This is a genomic window from Pseudomonas sp. 1121_17 (assembly GCF_052850745.1).
Genome location: NZ_VXCX01000001.1, coordinates 903,776 through 918,341, shown reverse-complemented (window position 1 = coordinate 918,341; position 14,566 = coordinate 903,776). Strand labels below are relative to the sequence as shown.

The 14,566-nt window shown below is 62.3% G+C and carries 16 protein-coding genes; 6 read left to right on the top strand and 10 right to left on the bottom strand.

The window, feature by feature from the left end:
• Positions 1-15: 15 nt before the first annotated feature.
• From FW789_RS04640 to FW789_RS04625, 4 genes are read left to right on the top strand one after another with little or no spacing between them, the layout of a single operon-like run.
• Positions 16-933, top strand: coding sequence for a metal ABC transporter substrate-binding protein (locus tag FW789_RS04640; RefSeq protein ID WP_181106647.1), 918 nt, complete (start codon positions 16-18; stop codon positions 931-933).
• Entirely contained in the window at positions 930-1,679 is a 750-nt protein-coding gene (locus FW789_RS04635; RefSeq protein ID WP_340610088.1) for a metal ABC transporter ATP-binding protein, read from the top strand. Before FW789_RS04640 ends, FW789_RS04635 begins: the two co-directional genes overlap by 4 nt.
• A complete protein-coding gene (locus FW789_RS04630) occupies positions 1,676-2,575 on the top strand; it encodes a metal ABC transporter permease (RefSeq protein ID WP_101320288.1) in 900 nt (299 codons plus the stop codon). Before FW789_RS04635 ends, FW789_RS04630 begins: the two co-directional genes overlap by 4 nt.
• Positions 2,572-3,459, top strand: a complete 888-nt coding sequence (locus tag FW789_RS04625) for a metal ABC transporter solute-binding protein, Zn/Mn family (protein WP_446431037.1) — start codon at positions 2,572-2,574, stop codon at positions 3,457-3,459. The genes FW789_RS04630 and FW789_RS04625 overlap by 4 nt, the downstream gene beginning before the upstream one ends.
• Positions 3,460-3,503: 44 nt before the next feature.
• Here FW789_RS04625 and FW789_RS04620 read toward each other — a convergent pair whose 3' ends face one another.
• From FW789_RS04620 to FW789_RS04605, 4 genes are read right to left on the bottom strand one after another with little or no spacing between them, the layout of a single operon-like run.
• Positions 3,504-4,559 carry a DUF1615 domain-containing protein gene (locus tag FW789_RS04620; RefSeq protein ID WP_446431036.1) on the bottom strand — a complete coding sequence of 352 codons (1,056 nt, stop codon included), beginning with the start codon at positions 4,557-4,559 and terminating at the stop codon, positions 3,504-3,506.
• A gap of 23 nt (positions 4,560-4,582) precedes the next feature.
• Entirely contained in the window at positions 4,583-5,134 is a 552-nt protein-coding gene (locus FW789_RS04615) for an isochorismatase family protein (protein WP_181087346.1), read from the bottom strand.
• 56 nt (positions 5,135-5,190) lie between these two features.
• Positions 5,191-5,910 (bottom strand): thioesterase II family protein, encoded by a 720-nt coding sequence (locus tag FW789_RS04610; RefSeq protein ID WP_446431035.1) that lies wholly within the window; start codon positions 5,908-5,910, stop codon positions 5,191-5,193.
• 10 nt (positions 5,911-5,920) lie between these two features.
• On the bottom strand, positions 5,921-6,142 hold the full coding sequence (locus tag FW789_RS04605) for an MbtH family protein (RefSeq protein ID WP_181106659.1): 222 nt from the start codon (positions 6,140-6,142) through the stop codon (positions 5,921-5,923).
• A 191-nt stretch (positions 6,143-6,333) separates the two neighbouring features.
• Between FW789_RS04605 and FW789_RS04600 the strand changes: the two genes are divergently transcribed.
• A complete protein-coding gene (locus FW789_RS04600; protein WP_103437747.1) occupies positions 6,334-6,951 on the top strand; it encodes a LysE family transporter in 618 nt (205 codons plus the stop codon).
• A 1-nt stretch (position 6,952) separates the two neighbouring features.
• Here the strand turns inward: FW789_RS04600 and FW789_RS04595 are convergent, their stop codons facing one another.
• From FW789_RS04595 to FW789_RS04570, 6 genes are all read right to left on the bottom strand, one after another.
• Positions 6,953-7,354, bottom strand: coding sequence for a hypothetical protein (locus FW789_RS04595; RefSeq protein WP_207073140.1), 402 nt, complete (start codon positions 7,352-7,354; stop codon positions 6,953-6,955).
• A gap of 98 nt (positions 7,355-7,452) precedes the next feature.
• Positions 7,453-7,830 (bottom strand): response regulator, encoded by a 378-nt coding sequence (locus FW789_RS04590; RefSeq protein ID WP_101320302.1) that lies wholly within the window; start codon positions 7,828-7,830, stop codon positions 7,453-7,455.
• 44 nt (positions 7,831-7,874) lie between these two features.
• Positions 7,875-9,101 (bottom strand): hybrid sensor histidine kinase/response regulator, encoded by a 1,227-nt coding sequence (locus FW789_RS04585; RefSeq protein WP_103437749.1) that lies wholly within the window; start codon positions 9,099-9,101, stop codon positions 7,875-7,877.
• Positions 9,095-9,670 carry a chemotaxis protein CheB gene (locus FW789_RS04580; RefSeq protein WP_446431034.1) on the bottom strand — a complete coding sequence of 192 codons (576 nt, stop codon included), beginning with the start codon at positions 9,668-9,670 and terminating at the stop codon, positions 9,095-9,097. Before FW789_RS04580 ends, FW789_RS04585 begins: the two co-directional genes overlap by 7 nt.
• Positions 9,667-10,488, bottom strand: a complete 822-nt coding sequence (locus FW789_RS04575) for a CheR family methyltransferase (protein WP_101320309.1) — start codon at positions 10,486-10,488, stop codon at positions 9,667-9,669. The genes FW789_RS04580 and FW789_RS04575 overlap by 4 nt, the downstream gene beginning before the upstream one ends.
• On the bottom strand, positions 10,485-13,943 hold the full coding sequence (locus FW789_RS04570) for a response regulator (RefSeq protein ID WP_446431033.1): 3,459 nt from the start codon (positions 13,941-13,943) through the stop codon (positions 10,485-10,487). The genes FW789_RS04575 and FW789_RS04570 overlap by 4 nt, the downstream gene beginning before the upstream one ends.
• Before the next feature lie 253 nt (positions 13,944-14,196).
• Here FW789_RS04570 and FW789_RS04565 point away from each other — a divergent pair, with 253 nt between their 5' ends.
• Entirely contained in the window at positions 14,197-14,565 is a 369-nt protein-coding gene (locus tag FW789_RS04565; RefSeq protein WP_103437753.1) for a response regulator, read from the top strand.
• The last annotated feature ends 1 nt before the right edge of the window (position 14,566 follow it).

Here is a 14,566-nt window from a genome sequence, read left to right as displayed (position 1 = left end):
TCCAAGGACTCCTCCATGCTTCGCTCCGCCCTCGCCCGCCGCGCCCTCGCCCTGCTCATGGCCTGCGCCCTCCCGGCCCTGGCCCATGCCGAGGCCGGCAAGCCACTGCGCATCGGCATCACCCTGCATCCATATTACAGCTACGTGAGCAACATCGTCGGCGACAAGGCCGAAGTGGTGCCGTTGATTCCTGCCGGTTTCAACCCGCATGCCTACGAGCCGCGGGCCGAAGACATCAAACGCATTGGCGGCCTGGATGTGATCGTGCTCAACGGCGTCGGCCATGATGACTTCGCCGACCGCATGATCGCCGCCAGCGAAACCCCTGATATCAAAACCATCGAGGCCAATGCCAACGTGCCGCTGCTGGCCGCGACCGGGATTGCCGCCCGTGGTGCAGGCAAGGTGGTCAACCCGCACACCTTCCTGTCGATCAGCACCACCATCGCCCAGGTCAACAATATTGCCCGCGAGCTGGGCAAGCTCGACCCGGCCAACGCCAAGTTCTATACCCAGAACGCCCGTGCCTATGCCAAGCGCCTGCGCAAGCTGCGCGCCGACGCCCTGGCCAAGGTCACCGAAGCGCCCCACGCGGATTTCCGCGTAGCGACCATTCATGCCGCCTACGACTATCTGGTGCGCGACTTCGGCCTGGAGGTCACCGCCGTGGTCGAGCCTGCTCACGGCATCGAGCCAAGCCCGGCGCAGCTGAAAAAGACCATCGACCAGCTAAAGGCACTCGACGTCAAAGTGATCTTCTCGGAGATGGACTTCCCTTCGGCCTACGTCGAAACAATTCAGCGTGAGTCTGGCGTGCGCATCTACCCGCTGACGCACATCTCCTACGGCGAATACACCAAGGAGAAGTACGAAGTCGAGATGCAGCGCAACCTCGATACCGTGGTCCGAGCGATTCAGGAGAACAACGCATGACTGCGGCGGCCAACCTCAGCGTGGCCATGGGCCCGCGCATCGAGTTCGCCAGCATCGACCTGACTCTCGGGCGGACTTCGATTCTGGAACAGGTCAGCTTCAGCGTGGCAGCCGGCAGCGTGCATGCCATTGTCGGCCCCAACGGCGGCGGCAAGAGCTCGCTGATCAAGACCCTGCTCGGACAAATGCCGCATCAGGGTCAGCTGACCTTGCACTGGCCGGGCGAGCAGGAAGTCATCGGCTATGTGCCACAAGCGCTGGAGTTTGATCGTGGCCTACCTATGACTGTCGACGACTTCATGGCTTCCATGTGTCAGCGCCGACCGGCCTTTCTCGGCCTGTCGCGCCGGGTCCAACCTGCCATCGATGCAGCACTGGCCCGGGTTGGCATGCTCGACAAGCGCAAGCGGCGCATGGGCGCGCTGTCTGGTGGCGAGCGCCAGCGCGTGCTGCTGGCCCAAGGGCTGATCCCCGAGCCGCAACTGCTGGTGCTTGACGAACCCATGTCGGCCCTCGATGAAGCCGGTATCCAGGTGTTCGAGCAACTGCTGCACCGCTGGCGCCAGAGCGGCATCACCGTGCTGTGGATCGAGCATGACCTGGAAGCGGTGCTGCGCTTGGCCGACCGAGTGACTGGCCTCAGCCGCAAAGTACTGTTCGATGCGCCACCGGCCCAGGCCCTGACCCCCGAGCGGCTGCTTGGCCTGTTCTCCGTCCACCCTCGCAGCGAGAGCCTCGCCCGATGAGCTTTGAAGCCTTCCGCCAACTGATCCAGGAATGGGCCAGCGCTGGCTATCTGCCGGAGGCGCTGGCCTACGGCTTCGTCATCAACGCGCTGATTGCCGGGGTGATGATCGGCCCGGTGCTCGGTGGCCTCGGCACCCTGGTCGTGGTCAAACGCTTCGCCTTCTTCTCCGAAGCGGTCGGCCATGCCGCGCTGACCGGGGTTGCCATCGGCATCCTGCTCGGCGAGCCCTACACCGGGCCGTACGGCAGCCTGTTCGGCTACTGCCTGCTGTTCGGCATCCTGCTCAATTTCCTGCGCAACCGCACCGGGCTGTCGCCGGACACCTTGATCGGGGTGTTCCTGTCGGTGTCGCTGGCACTGGGCGCAAGCCTGCTGCTGATGCTCGCAGGCAAGATCAACGTGCACATCCTCGAGAACGTCTTGTTCGGCTCGGTGCTGACGGTCAGTGCTCAGGACCTGCTGGTGCTGGGCATCGTCGCAGTGCTGGTGCTGGCCCTGGCGTTGCCGCTGTACAACCGGATCATGCTGGCCAGTTTCAACCCACAGCTGGCGGCGGTCCGCGGGGTAGCGGTGAAGACCCTGGACTATCTGTTCGTCGTGCTGGTGACGTTGGTGACCGTGGCTTCGGTCAAGGTCATCGGCGCGATTCTGGTCGGCGCCCTGCTGGTGATCCCGGCAGCGGCAGCACGCCTGGTCAGCCAGTCGCTGAAAGGCTTTTTCTTCATCTCGGTGCTGATCGCTACGGTGAGCACGCTGTGCGGCATTCTGCTGCCGATCGTCTTCGACCTGCCGGTGCCGTCTGGTGCGGCGATCATTCTGGTGGCCGGCGTCTGCTTCGCCCTCGCCGCCCTCGCCCGCGCTCTGGTGCCACGCCTGCAAGGAAACCCGGCATGACTTCTACCCTCAAGCAACTGACTCTGGCCTTGGCCCTGGCGGGCCTGCCCGCGCTGGCGCTGGCGGCCAAACCGGCAACAGTTACCGTGCTGACCAGCCTGCCGGTCACCCACAGCCTGGCCACCGCGCTGCTCGAAGGCACGTCGGTACAGCTCAACAGCGCAGCGCCGGCTAACCTGCCAGCGACCCGCCAGCCGTCGTACTTCAGTGGCCGCGGTGGCGCCAGCCTGGACAAGGCCGCGCAAACGGCCGACGCCGCCATTGGCCTGCGTTCGATCTGGCGCGATGACCCGCTCTACCCAATGGCCCGGCGCAGCAACATCCGCATCGTCGAGATCGATGCCGCACGCCCGGTAGACGGTGCGCTGCCAGGCATTGCGGTCCAGGGAGACAACGCGTTTGCCGGCTATCCATGGCTCAACCCCACCAACATGGGGCGCATGGCCGACGTCGTGGCCAACGATCTCGAGCGTTTGTCGCCGAGCGACAAGGCCAGGATCCAGGCCAATCTGGCAGGCCTGAAACGGCAGATGCTGGAACTCAACGCCAGCAGCCAGACGCGCCTGGCCGACGCCGACAACCTCAGTGTGGTGAACCTGTCCGAGCGTCTCGGTTATCTGGTCAGCGGGCTCAATCTGGATGTGGTCGATCAGCCGCTGCCGGCGGATGACAAGTGGGATGCCGCGGCGCTCAAGGCCTTGGCCGACACGCTCAAAGGTCAGGACGTGGCCTTGGTGGTTCACCATCGCCAACCCGCTGCCGAAGTCGCCGAGGTTATCAAGGCAGCCGGAGCAAAACTGGTCATAGTTGAAAGTGATCCACAAGACAGCGTTGCCGGGCTCAAAGCCAGTGTCGAACAGGTCATCGCCGCTCTGCTCGGCTAGACCTGGTTTCAGGGGCTGCCAACAGCCCCTGAAATGCTCGTCCATCAGCGTTTCATACAGCGCTGATAACGCTCATCTACTCGACCAGCGAACCACGCCGTGGTCAGCTTGCGGGTGATCTTCGGGCTCTTCAGCTCGATCCCTGGCAACACCGCGCGCGGCAGCGACTTGCCGGCTTTGGCATCTGCCAGCGCAAATACCTCGCGATACAACTCGCTCTCCTCGAACGCAAGGCTTTCGCCCTCCTCCAGCTGGCTGCGTATTTGCGTGTTGCGCAAGCCCAGCGTCACCCCCAGCTTGCGTGCTGCCTGCTCGGTAGCGCCGGGCATGATCGAGCCCGGTGCAATCAGGTCACCATCGAGCGCCAGGCTGACGCCGCTGGCGCGACTCAGCGCCGCCTGAAACGCCGCGTTGCGGCTGGCGTACCAACCGGCATTGAAGTCGCCAAAACGGTACAGCTGGCGCGGGTAATGCGCCGGATACCCCAACAGGTGGGCGATGCCGAAATACATGCCGCCGCGTCGGCTGAACACCTCCTGGCGAATGGTACCCTGATAGCTATAGGGGTAATTGCTGGCATGACGTTGGGCAAAGTCAATACTGACCTGCATCGGCCCACCGGTGTGCACCGGGTTAAGCCCGCCGAGCAGCGTCTTGCCCAACGGCAAACGTTCGATGACCTCGTCGTACAGCGCGCTGAGCTGCTTCTCGCTGCGCACCGCCGCCAGCCGCTGCTGATACGACTTGCCGTTGCCGGAGGGCGTCAGCAACGCAGCGTCCACCAGCAGTTTGGGGATATGCAGCCGGCCGGCCCGGCGGTCGATCTCGGCGCGGGCGATGCGGCCCAGGGTGGGCACCTGCGGGTCGGCGGTAAAGGTTGATTCCTGCTCGGTCACGGCCAATACCGCGCACAGATTGCTCTTGCTCGGATCAAGTTGCTGAGCTGTAAACGCCGTCTGGATGTCTTCGGCCCAGCCCTGACGGTCGTTGAGTTGGGCGGGCAGCAGCCGCAGCAGTTGTGCGCGAACCTTGGCCGGGTCTGCTTCGGGAGCACTCTCACGCTGACCGGCACACCCTTGCAGCAGGGCCAGAATCACCACGCCGGCCCCGGCCAGACGCCGGTTCAGGGTTGTTCTCCGACCATGTAGGTTTTGCTGATATGGCGGAACTGCGGATGGGCAGCGCTGCCCATTAGCTCGAACACGACCATCTCGCGGGTGACGATCTGCGCACCGGCGGCACGCATGCGCGCCAGCGCTGCAGCCTTATTCGCCACGGTACGGCTGTCGCAGGCATCCTCGACGACAAAGACCTGCTTGCCCAAACCGAGCAGGCCAAGCACGGTTTGCAGTACGCACACGTGGGTCTCCATGCCGCACACGATCACTTGCTCGCGCTCGAGCAAGCTGGCCGGCAGACACTGCGCGGCCACGCAGGAAAAGTGCTGCTTGCTGACCACCTGCGCGGCCGGAGCCGCCGCCGTGAGCTCGGTCAGGGTTGACCCGAGGCCTTGCGGGTATTGTTCGGAGATTACCGTTGGCAGCTGCAGCTCGGCAGTTGCCGCTAGCAACCAGCGCGCTCGCGCCCGGGTACCGGCCGGGTCGCTCATGGCGCCAATCAATTTTTCCTGGATATCGACGACCAACAGCGTGGCCTTGAGCGGATCAATCAACATTGCCCATCCCTTGCTTAGGAAAACTCAAGCCTCTCGCAAGCAAGGGAGGACGTCAATCAGGCAGTCAGGCGCAGCGGCTCGAGGACCTCGGTCAGCACGCTCAGCACGCGGTCTTCGTGCTGATGAATGAAGAAATGCCCACCCGGAAAGTGCTGCAGAGAAAACTCCCCAAGCGTTTCTCGGCTCCAGGCCTGCAACTGATCGGGGCTGGCGCGATCCGTCTCGCCACCGAGCACCCGCAACGGGCAGCGCAGTAATGGCCGCTGGCGATAGGTATAGCGGCCACACAGGAGAAAGTCAGCGCGCAGGATCGGCAAGGTCAGGCTCATCAGCTCCTGATTGTTCAACACCTCCTCAGGCGTACCTTGCAGACTGCGCAGCTCGGCGATCAACTCGGCGTCGCTGCGTGGCTCGCGCCAGCGGTTGCCGTCGTAATCCTCCCGCCGAGTGGGCGCGGCGGTACCGCAGGCAAACAACGCCAACGGCGGCGGGCAACCCAGCGCCTGCAGTTCGTGGGCCAACTCAAACGCCACCAGCGCGCCCAGGCTATGCCCAAGCAGCGCGTAAGGCGCGTTGGCTGCCAATCGTTGCTCAGCGGCCAATTGCCTGGCCAGGCCCAGCAGGTCGGTGTGCAACGCCTCGCCCATGCGCGCACCGCGACCTGGCAACTCCACCGGACGCACCTGCAGCCAGGCAGGCAGCTTGCGCCGCCAGCGGCCATAGACCATTGCACTGGAGCCTGAGTAGGGAAGGCACAACAGGTTGACTACGCTCACCGGCAGACGCTCACTGCGCCGCCGCTGCTGCCATCTTCTGGCGCAAGCTCAGCGGTCGCATGTCGGTCCAGACCTCATCGATGTAGGCAAGGCATTCCTGCTTCAGGCCGCTTTTGCCCGCTGCGCGCCAGCCCGCCGGGATCGCTTTGTAATCAGGCCAGATCGAGTACTGCTCCTCATGGTTGAGCACCACCTGAAAAACGATATCGTCACGGTCGAAAACGGAAGTCATTGTCTGTCTCCTTGAAAGTTGCCCGCCCCAGCACGGTCGGCGCGGGGGGATGGTTGCGGCCGTCTCAACGGCACTGACTTCAAGAGAACGTAAAAGCCCCGGGCAAAATTAGTCACCCGTGGTCTTTGCAAGCGCCGCCAATGCTGTCATACATCCAGTTACATCTGCCCAGCGCTTCGAGGAGAACAACAATGCTCGGTGTGACCGACTACGGCGCCTTCGTCATCGCTTTTCTGATCCTGCTGGCCATCCCCGGTCCTGGCAACTTCGCGCTGATCACCGCTACCGGCAAGGCGGGCATCAAAGGTGGCCTGGCTGCCACGTGCGGGGTGATTCTCGGCGATCAGGTATTGATGTGGCTGGCGGTGGCTGGGGTTGCCACGCTGCTGGCGGCCTACCCCGCGGCGTTCCATGTGGTGCAGTGGGCCGGCGCGGCCTATCTCGCCTATCTGGGACTGCGCATGCTGCTCAGCAAGGCCGGCGGCGCACCGCGCGTCAGCCGCATGGACAGCGGCCATTACCTGCGCCAGACGATGATGATCACCCTGCTCAACCCCAAGGCGATCATGTTCTACATGGCGTTCTTTCCGCTGTTCATCGACCCGGTTCGGCACCAGGGCATGGTCACTTTCGCCTTCATGGCGGTAACCATCGCCGCGCTGACATTGCTTTACGGGCTGGTGGCCGTGCTGCTGACCCATCACCTGGCCGAACGCATGCGCGCCAGCCCCAAACTGTCGAATGTGCTCGAGCGCCTGGCGGGTGCTTGCCTGATTGGCTTCGGGATAAAACTGGCGGCGATGCGCTGACTCAGGCGTCGCGCAACAGGTCGTGCGCATCGAGCAGGCGGAAAGCAACTTCCGGGTTGCGCTCCAGCCCCCGGCGGATGGCTGCGGGGATAGCCTGGCGGGTCTTGCGGCACAGACCAGGCTGCTCGGCCAGTTCGATGAGGATACCGCGCATGGTGCGCACTTCGTTGAAACTGGGAGCAATGTGCACGCGGATGCCAAGCTGATCATGCATCAGCTGCTGCAAACGGTGCAGATCTTCAAGGCCCTTGAGGTTTTCCAGGCGTTCGAGCAGGCGTTTTTCTTCGTGGCGAGTCAGGCGCAGGATACGCTGCGCTGCAGGCGATGCGGCTTGCAAGTCATCGCGCCCGCAATCGCAGACACCGGGCGGGCAAGGTTGACGTATCGGCTGGGTGGCTGTCATGTGCCTAGCATAGCCGTTGTCACCGGGCCGCAACCACCGCCGTTGCTGATCCGAGAGCGGGCAAATCGATACCCGTGCTCAGATCAGCGAGCAACCTGTCATTGCAATAGATCCTGGATCTTGTCACGCAGCGTATCCAGGTCGAACGGCTTGGCCAGGATCGGCGCCTTGCGCGCAATCGGGCTGCCGGATTCGAGAATCTCGGCTGGATAGCCGCTGATGAAAATCACCTTCAGATCAGGCCGCAGCTTGACCGCTGGCTCGGCGATCTGTACCCCGGAGATCCCACCCGGCAACCGGTAATCGGTAACGATCAGGTCCAGATGAGGCTTGCGCGCGAGAATCTCGAACGCCTGCTGGCCGTCTTCGGCAACCAGCACGTGGTAGCCCTCACCTGAAAGATAGTCGCGCAAGATCATCCGAATGGCCGGTTCATCCTCGACTACCAGTACAACATCTTGTGCATCTTCGCTCATGACAACGCCTTGGAATTCAGCAAGTTGGCCATCTGACCCCGGGCTTAAGCAGAGGTTGCCTGCGCCTGGTCGGTTTGTTGTGACAGCGCCGTCAGTGGCAGCAGCACGCTGAATGTCGCGCCTTGGCCTACCTCGCTGTCGATCTGGATCCGCCCACCATGGGCCCTGACAATCTGCTCGGAGATATACAGCCCCAAGCCCAGGCCTCCGATGGCCTGCTCTGCTGCAACACGCTCGAACTGCTGGAAGATCCGCTGCTGGTTGGCGGCGCTAACGCCGATACCGTGGTCCTGCACCTGCACCCAGGCCATCCCGGCCTGCTCGAACACCCGTACCTGCACCGGTTGCCGCTGACCGTAACGCAATGCATTGGACAACAGGTTGGCTACCACCTGTTCAATCCGAAACTCATCCCACTCACCCTCAACTGTATCGCAGCGTTGCAGCTCGATGTGGGTGTTGGAGGCCAGCGCCTGCGCTTCGAAGTTCTCCACCAGGCCGCTGACCAGCTGCGCCAGGTCGAACTGGCGCGGCCGCAGCGACAATTTACCGGTGCGGATGCGCGATACGTCGAGCATGTCCTCGATCAGCCTGATCAGGCTGTTGATCTGCCGCTCGTCGCGCTCGACCATGGCCTGCAGCTTGTCTTCGCTGAATGCAGCCAGGTTGCCTCGCGACAGGTGCATCTTGCGCAGCTGGGTTTCCAGAATCAGCCCGTTCAGCGGCGTGCGCACTTCATGGGACACGATCGACATGAAGTCGTCGCGCATGCGCACCGCGCGCTCCAGCTCGCCCCGCGCCACCTGTAACTGACCGAGCAACACTTCCTGCTCCTGACGGCTGCGCTCCAGGTCCTGCAGCTGGCGGTCGAGCACCTTGCGCTGGCGGTACAGATCGACAAACACCGACACCTTGCTCTTCACCGCCATGGTGTCGAGGGGTTTGTGCAAAAAGTCGACGGCGCCACTTTCGTAGCCCTTGAACGCGTAGTTCATCTCGCGCCCGGCGGCGCTGACGAAGACGATCGGGATGTGCTTGGTTTTTTCCGTGCCGCGCATCAACTCCGCCAGCTCGAAGCCGTTCATGCCGGGCATCTGCACGTCCAGAATGGCCAAGGCAAATTCGTGTTCAAGCAACAGCCCCAACGCGTCTTCGGCAGACTGCGCCTGGTGCACTTCACGGTCTTCGCCATGGATCAGCGCGGCGAGGGCCAGCAGGTTCTCTGGCAGATCGTCGACGATCAGCAGTTTGGCGGTAATCTGGCTTAACATGCGCTGGTTTCCAGGCTGCCGAGCAATTGCCCGATGCCGCTCAGAGTAAGTATGTAGTCAGGGCTGTGCAGGGCCAAGGCGGCCTCCGGCATCAGCGCGACTTGTGCGTCCTGCGGGTCCTGAACCACTGTCCGGCCTCCGCATTTTTTGATGTAGGCGAGCCCGCGCGCGCCGTCTTCATTGGCACCGGTCAGGAGCACACCAAGCAGCCGCTGGCGATAGGCATCGGCTGCCGAGGTAAACAGAAAATCAATCGCCGGGCGAGAGAAATGCACCGGCTCTTCCTGGCTCAGCGACAGGCTGAAATCCTGCTCGACCGACAAATGATAGGCCGGCCCGGCCACGTAGATCAGCCCAGGCTCAATCAACGCCTTGTCACGCGCCTCCAGCACGGGTCGCTGCACCTTGCGCTGCAACACTTCGGCAAGCTGGCTGTGGCGGTCATCCGGCAGATGCAGCACGCACAGCACCGGCACGGCGAAGCCCTGCGGCAGGCTGCCGAGCACGGTGAACAGGGCTGCGACGCCACCCGCCGAAGCGCCGATCACTACCGCATCGACGCCTGTCATGATTTACGGAAGATCCGTTCAGGTTTGACCAAGGGCTCGAACTGCTCGCTGTAAGCAGAAAAATCCACCGACTCCTTGCTGCCCAGCACCAGAAAGCCGCGGTGGCACAGCGACTCGTGGAACAGGCCAAAGGCGCGGTCCTGCAAACTCTTGTTGAAGTAGATCAGCACGTTGCGGCACGACACCAACTGGGTTTCAGAGAACACACTGTCGGTGGCCAGGCTGTGGTCGGCAAAGGTCACGTTGTCGCGCAGGCTGCTGTCCATGATCGCGTTGCCGTAGGCGCTGGTGTAGTACTCGCTGAAGTCCCGGCGGCCACCGGCCTTGCGATAGTTTTCTTCATAGCCCTGCATGTTCTGCATCGAATAGATGCCCTGCTTGGCTTTCTCCAGCGAATTCGGGTTGATATCGGTGGCGTAGATGATAGTGCGCTCGAGCAGGCCTTCCTCGCGCAGGAGGATGGCCATCGAGTACACCTCTTCACCGGTGCTGCAACCAGCGATCCAGATCTTCAGCGACGGCCAGGTGCGCAACAACGGCACGACTTCTTCGCGCAGTGCAAGAAAATGCCCAGGGTCGCGAAACATCTCGCTGACCGGGATCGTCAGGTACTGCAGCAACTGCATGAACATGCCCGGGTCATGCAGCACCCGCTCCTGCAGCGCCGACACCGTACGGCAGTCGAACTGACGCAGCGCGTGCAGGATGCGGCGCTTGATCGACGCCCCGGAATAATCGCGGAAGTCGTAGCTGTACTTGAGATAGATCGCCTCGATCAGCAATCGGATCTCGATGTCGGTGTTGCGCTCGCTAGTCAAATTCGCTCCAGTTGCGGCAGCCAGACGCGGATCAGTGAGAACAGCCGGTCCAGATCAATCGGCTTGGCCAGATAATCATTGGCCCCAGCCTGCAGACAGCGCTGCTGGTCGTCTTTCATCGCCTTGGCGGTCACGGCAATGATCGGCAGTTTGCGCCAGCGCGCTTGCTGGCGAATCAAGCGAGTAGCCTCGTAGCCGTCCATTTCCGGCATCATCACGTCCATCAGCACCAGGTCGATGTCGTCGTGAAGCTCCAGCTGCTCCAGCGCTTCGCGTCCATTGCGGCCGATCTCGACGATGGCGCCCTTGTGTTCCAGGGCGCTGGTCAGGGCGAAGATGTTGCGCACGTCGTCATCGACCAGAAGGATCTTGCGGCCCTCGAACACTTTGTCACGGCTGCGCGCCGTCTTCAGCATGCGCTGACGCTCGTTGGACAACTGCGCCTCGACCTTGTGCAGGAACAACGTCACTTCATCGAGCAGACGCTCCGGCGAGCGCGCGCCCTTGATGATGATCGAGCGCGAGTACTTGAGCAGTTCGGTTTCTTCTTCGCGGGTGAGGTTGCGCCCGGTATAGACGATGACCGGCGGAAACGCGCGGATATCTTCGGCCGTCATTCGTTTGAGCAGCTCGTTGCCGAGCATGTCGGGCAGTTTGAGGTCGATGATCATACAGTCATAGATGTTCTCGCGCAGCAGCTCGAGTGCATCCTGAGCCAACGCCACCGCCGTGATTTCGATATCGTCGTCCCCGATCAGGCGCGCAATGCTCTCGCGCTGCAGGTCGTCGTCTTCAACCAGCAGGATGCGTTTGAGCTTCTGGGTCAGCTTGGCTTCGAGCAGACCGAACACCTCTTTGAGCTCTTCGCGACTGGTCGGCTTGACCGCGTAACCGACCGCGCCCATGTGCATGGCCGCTTCGACACGGTCTTCGACCGAGATGATATGCACAGGAATATGGCGCGTGCTGGCCTGCTCCTTGAGCCTCTGCAGCACGGTCAGGCCGGAATGGTCAGGCAGGCGCATGTCGAGCAGGACCGCATCCGGCAGGTACTGCGCCGCCAGCTGGAAGCCCTCGTCGGCGCTCTGCGCGGCCAGGCAGTTGTAACCCAGTTCATGGGCCAGGTCGAAGAGAATACGGGCGAAGTTCGGCTCGTCCTCGATCACCAGAATGCAGCGCTTGCTGAACGGCGCCAGCTCGCGGTCATCGGCAAACGCGTGGCGCGGCAGCGGTACTGCTGCTGGTGCCTGCGGCGCAGCCGGCAACTGATCGACAGCTGGGCGCAGGGTCTGCACCTCGACCGGCTCATCCGACTCATAGCGCTCGGGCATGATCAGGCTGAACACGCTGCCTTGGCCGGGGCTGCTGTCGAGGCTGATCTGGCCACCGAGCAGATGGGCCAGGTCGCGCGAAATCGACAGGCCCAGCCCGGTTCCACCGTAGCGGCGATTGCTGGTGCCGTCGACCTGATGGAAGGCGCCGAAAATCGCCTGCTGTTGATCCGGCGCAATGCCGATACCACTGTCGCGCACGGCAAACACCAGGCCGACGCCGGCCTGCTTGCTGATGGTCAGGCTGACCTGGCCACGCTCGGTGAACTTGATCGCATTCGAAAGCAGGTTCTTGAGAATCTGTTCCAGGCGCTGGCGGTCGGTGAACAGCGTCGCCGGCAGCGGGTGCTCGAGCACGACCTGGAAGTCCAGGCCTTTGTCTTTGGCCAGCGGCACGAACATGCTGCGCAGGCCTTCGACCAGGCGCTCGACCTGGGTCGTCTCGGGGCGCACTTCAAGCTTGCCCGCCTCGACCTTGGCGATGTCGAGAATGTCATTGATCAGGTTGAGCAGATCGTTGCCAGCCGAATAGATCGAATCGGCGAACTTGACCTGTTCGACGGTGAGGTTACCCTCGCCGTTTTCGGCGAGTAGCTTGGCCAGGATCAGCGAGCTGTTCAGCGGCGTGCGCAGCTCGTGGGACATGTTGGCGAGGAATTCGGATTTGTACTTGCTCGAGCGCTGCAAGTCTTCGGCGCGGGCCTGCAGCTCCTGCTGGGCTTCATTGAGCTCGCTGTTCTTGCGATCGAGTGCCTCGGTGCGCTCGGACAAGCTCTCGTTGGTCTGTTCAAGCTCGGCCTGCTGCGTCTCAAGGTGCGCTTGCGATTCCTTCAGCACGCGGGACTGTTCTTCCAGCTCCTCGTTGGCAGTCTTGAGCTCTTCCTGTTGCACCTGCAGTTCTTCGTTGAGCTGCTGGGTTTCGGCCAGCACCTCTTGCAGGCGCTGACGGTAGCGGGCGCTTTCGATCGACATGCCAAGGTTTTCGGCAACGCGCTCGACCATCTCCTGGTCACGCTCGCTCAGCGGGCGCAGGAAGCCAAGTTCGACGACGCCATTGATCTGGCCATTGTCGCGAGTCGGCATCAACAGTGCGCTGCGCGGCAAGCCGCTGCCCAGACCCGAGCTGAGACGGAAGTAATCTTCTGGCAGCTGATCGAGGCGCACCACGCGCGACTGGCGCACTGCTTCCGACACCAAGCCCTCGTCGACGCCCAGCGCCTGCGTACGCAGTTGCTCCTCGGCGCTCAGGCCGTAACTGGCGACACGGACCAGGCTGCCGTGCTCGTTACGCACATACAACGCGCCAACCACACTGCCCAGGTACGTCGCAAAAAACTGCAGGATATTGTCGCCCAGCATCGGCAGGGTCAACTGCCCCAGCACTTGCTCGGCCAGCTGGGTCTGGCCATTACGCAGCCAGGCATTGTGTTCAAGGCGTTCATTGGCGCGCTGCTGCGCCTGCATGTTACCTACGTAGCTGTCCGACAACGCCAGCAAATCGCGGCGTCCCAGATACGCCAGCAGGCCGCTGAGCGCGACGATAAACAGTACGAAGGTGGTAATCGCCGTGACGGTAACCGTGTTGACGGTCTGGTTACGGACCTGGCGCAGTTGCTGTTCGTTGCCGATGAAGTCGTCAAACTCTTTGCGCACCTCGTCGGTGATACGCTTGCCGCGACCGTTGGTGATCGCCTGCTGGAATCCGCCTTGAGTCCGGCGCAGGGTGATCATCTCCTGGCCAAAATCGTTCCAGGCATGCTGCAGTGCGCTCAGCCGATCAATCCGGTCGACCTGCGCCGGGTTGTCTGCCACCAGCTCGCGCAAGCTGTCCAGGCTTGCGAATATACGCGGCTTGGCCACCTCGTAAGGGTCCAGGAAGCGCTCGTCACCGGTGATCAGAAACCCGCGCATGCCGGTCTCCATGTCGATCGACAGTTTCAGTGTTTCGTTGGCATTGCCAATCACGCGATCGGTGTGTTCGACCCATTGCATGGCCGAGAGCAGGTAGCTGATTACCGCGACAAACGCCACGGCGCCAAGCAGGCCCACGCCAAGTGGCAAGCCGACGTTGCGGCTTAACAGCTTGCGAAAGCTCTGCTGGTCCATAGAAGCTGCTTGAATCATCTGATAACGCCCGAGCGAATTAACTGTTGAATACCGAGGTGCCGGCACCTGCAAGATGCTGCTGCAGTGTCCCACTGGCGGGTCTGACAGCGAAGTCTAACCAGCTTTGCCATTTATGGCAGGGGCATTTAGCCAGTATTTGAGAACGGGATGCGCCAATCGTTCCATCTGATTGCAGTGAACGTTATATTGGGAACTTCTGGGCCTGATACGGGCACAGAGTAGAGACACTTATCTGGTACAGGACCCCGACATGCACCCCCTTCTAGTAGTCGAAGACGACGGCATCGTACGTATGCTGATGGTCGAAGTGCTCGAGGATCTTGGCTATAAGGTGATCGAAGCAGCAGACGCCACCAGTGCCCTGGCTATCCTCAATGACCCTGCAACGCCCTTGGACCTGCTTATGACCGACGTCGGCTTGCCCGATATGAGCGGTCAGGATCTGGCGGGTAAAGCACGGGAAATTCGCCCGCTGCTACCCGTGCTGTTTGCCAGTGGCTATGCCGACAGCTTGAGCGTGCCGGAAGGCATGCACTCGATCGGCAAGCCGTTCAGTATCGACCAGTTGCGCGACAAGGTCGTGCAGATGATCGGGCCTGCAGACTCCACGCAGGCCTGAC

What these genes read in the sequence shown, in the direction of transcription:
- FW789_RS04600 (WP_103437747.1), top strand. Translation starts at nt 6,334, where the DNA reads ATGCTCGGTGTGACCGACTACGGCGCCTTCGTCATCGCTTTTCTGATC.
- FW789_RS04595 (WP_207073140.1), bottom strand. Translation starts at nt 7,354, where the DNA reads ATGACAGCCACCCAGCCGATACGTCAACCTTGCCCGCCCGGTGTCTGC.
- FW789_RS04615 (WP_181087346.1), bottom strand. Translation starts at nt 5,134, where the DNA reads ATGTTGATTGATCCGCTCAAGGCCACGCTGTTGGTCGTCGATATCCAG.
- FW789_RS04580 (WP_446431034.1), bottom strand. Translation starts at nt 9,670, where the DNA reads ATGACAGGCGTCGATGCGGTAGTGATCGGCGCTTCGGCGGGTGGCGTC.
- FW789_RS04565 (WP_103437753.1), top strand. Translation starts at nt 14,197, where the DNA reads ATGCACCCCCTTCTAGTAGTCGAAGACGACGGCATCGTACGTATGCTG.
- FW789_RS04630 (WP_101320288.1), top strand. Translation starts at nt 1,676, where the DNA reads ATGAGCTTTGAAGCCTTCCGCCAACTGATCCAGGAATGGGCCAGCGCT.
- FW789_RS04585 (WP_103437749.1), bottom strand. Translation starts at nt 9,101, where the DNA reads ATGTTAAGCCAGATTACCGCCAAACTGCTGATCGTCGACGATCTGCCA.
- FW789_RS04640 (WP_181106647.1), top strand. Translation starts at nt 16, where the DNA reads ATGCTTCGCTCCGCCCTCGCCCGCCGCGCCCTCGCCCTGCTCATGGCC.
- FW789_RS04590 (WP_101320302.1), bottom strand. Translation starts at nt 7,830, where the DNA reads ATGAGCGAAGATGCACAAGATGTTGTACTGGTAGTCGAGGATGAACCG.
- FW789_RS04605 (WP_181106659.1), bottom strand. Translation starts at nt 6,142, where the DNA reads ATGACTTCCGTTTTCGACCGTGACGATATCGTTTTTCAGGTGGTGCTC.
- FW789_RS04625 (WP_446431037.1), top strand. Translation starts at nt 2,572, where the DNA reads ATGACTTCTACCCTCAAGCAACTGACTCTGGCCTTGGCCCTGGCGGGC.
- FW789_RS04570 (WP_446431033.1), bottom strand. Translation starts at nt 13,943, where the DNA reads ATGATTCAAGCAGCTTCTATGGACCAGCAGAGCTTTCGCAAGCTGTTA.
- FW789_RS04635 (WP_340610088.1), top strand. Translation starts at nt 930, where the DNA reads ATGACTGCGGCGGCCAACCTCAGCGTGGCCATGGGCCCGCGCATCGAG.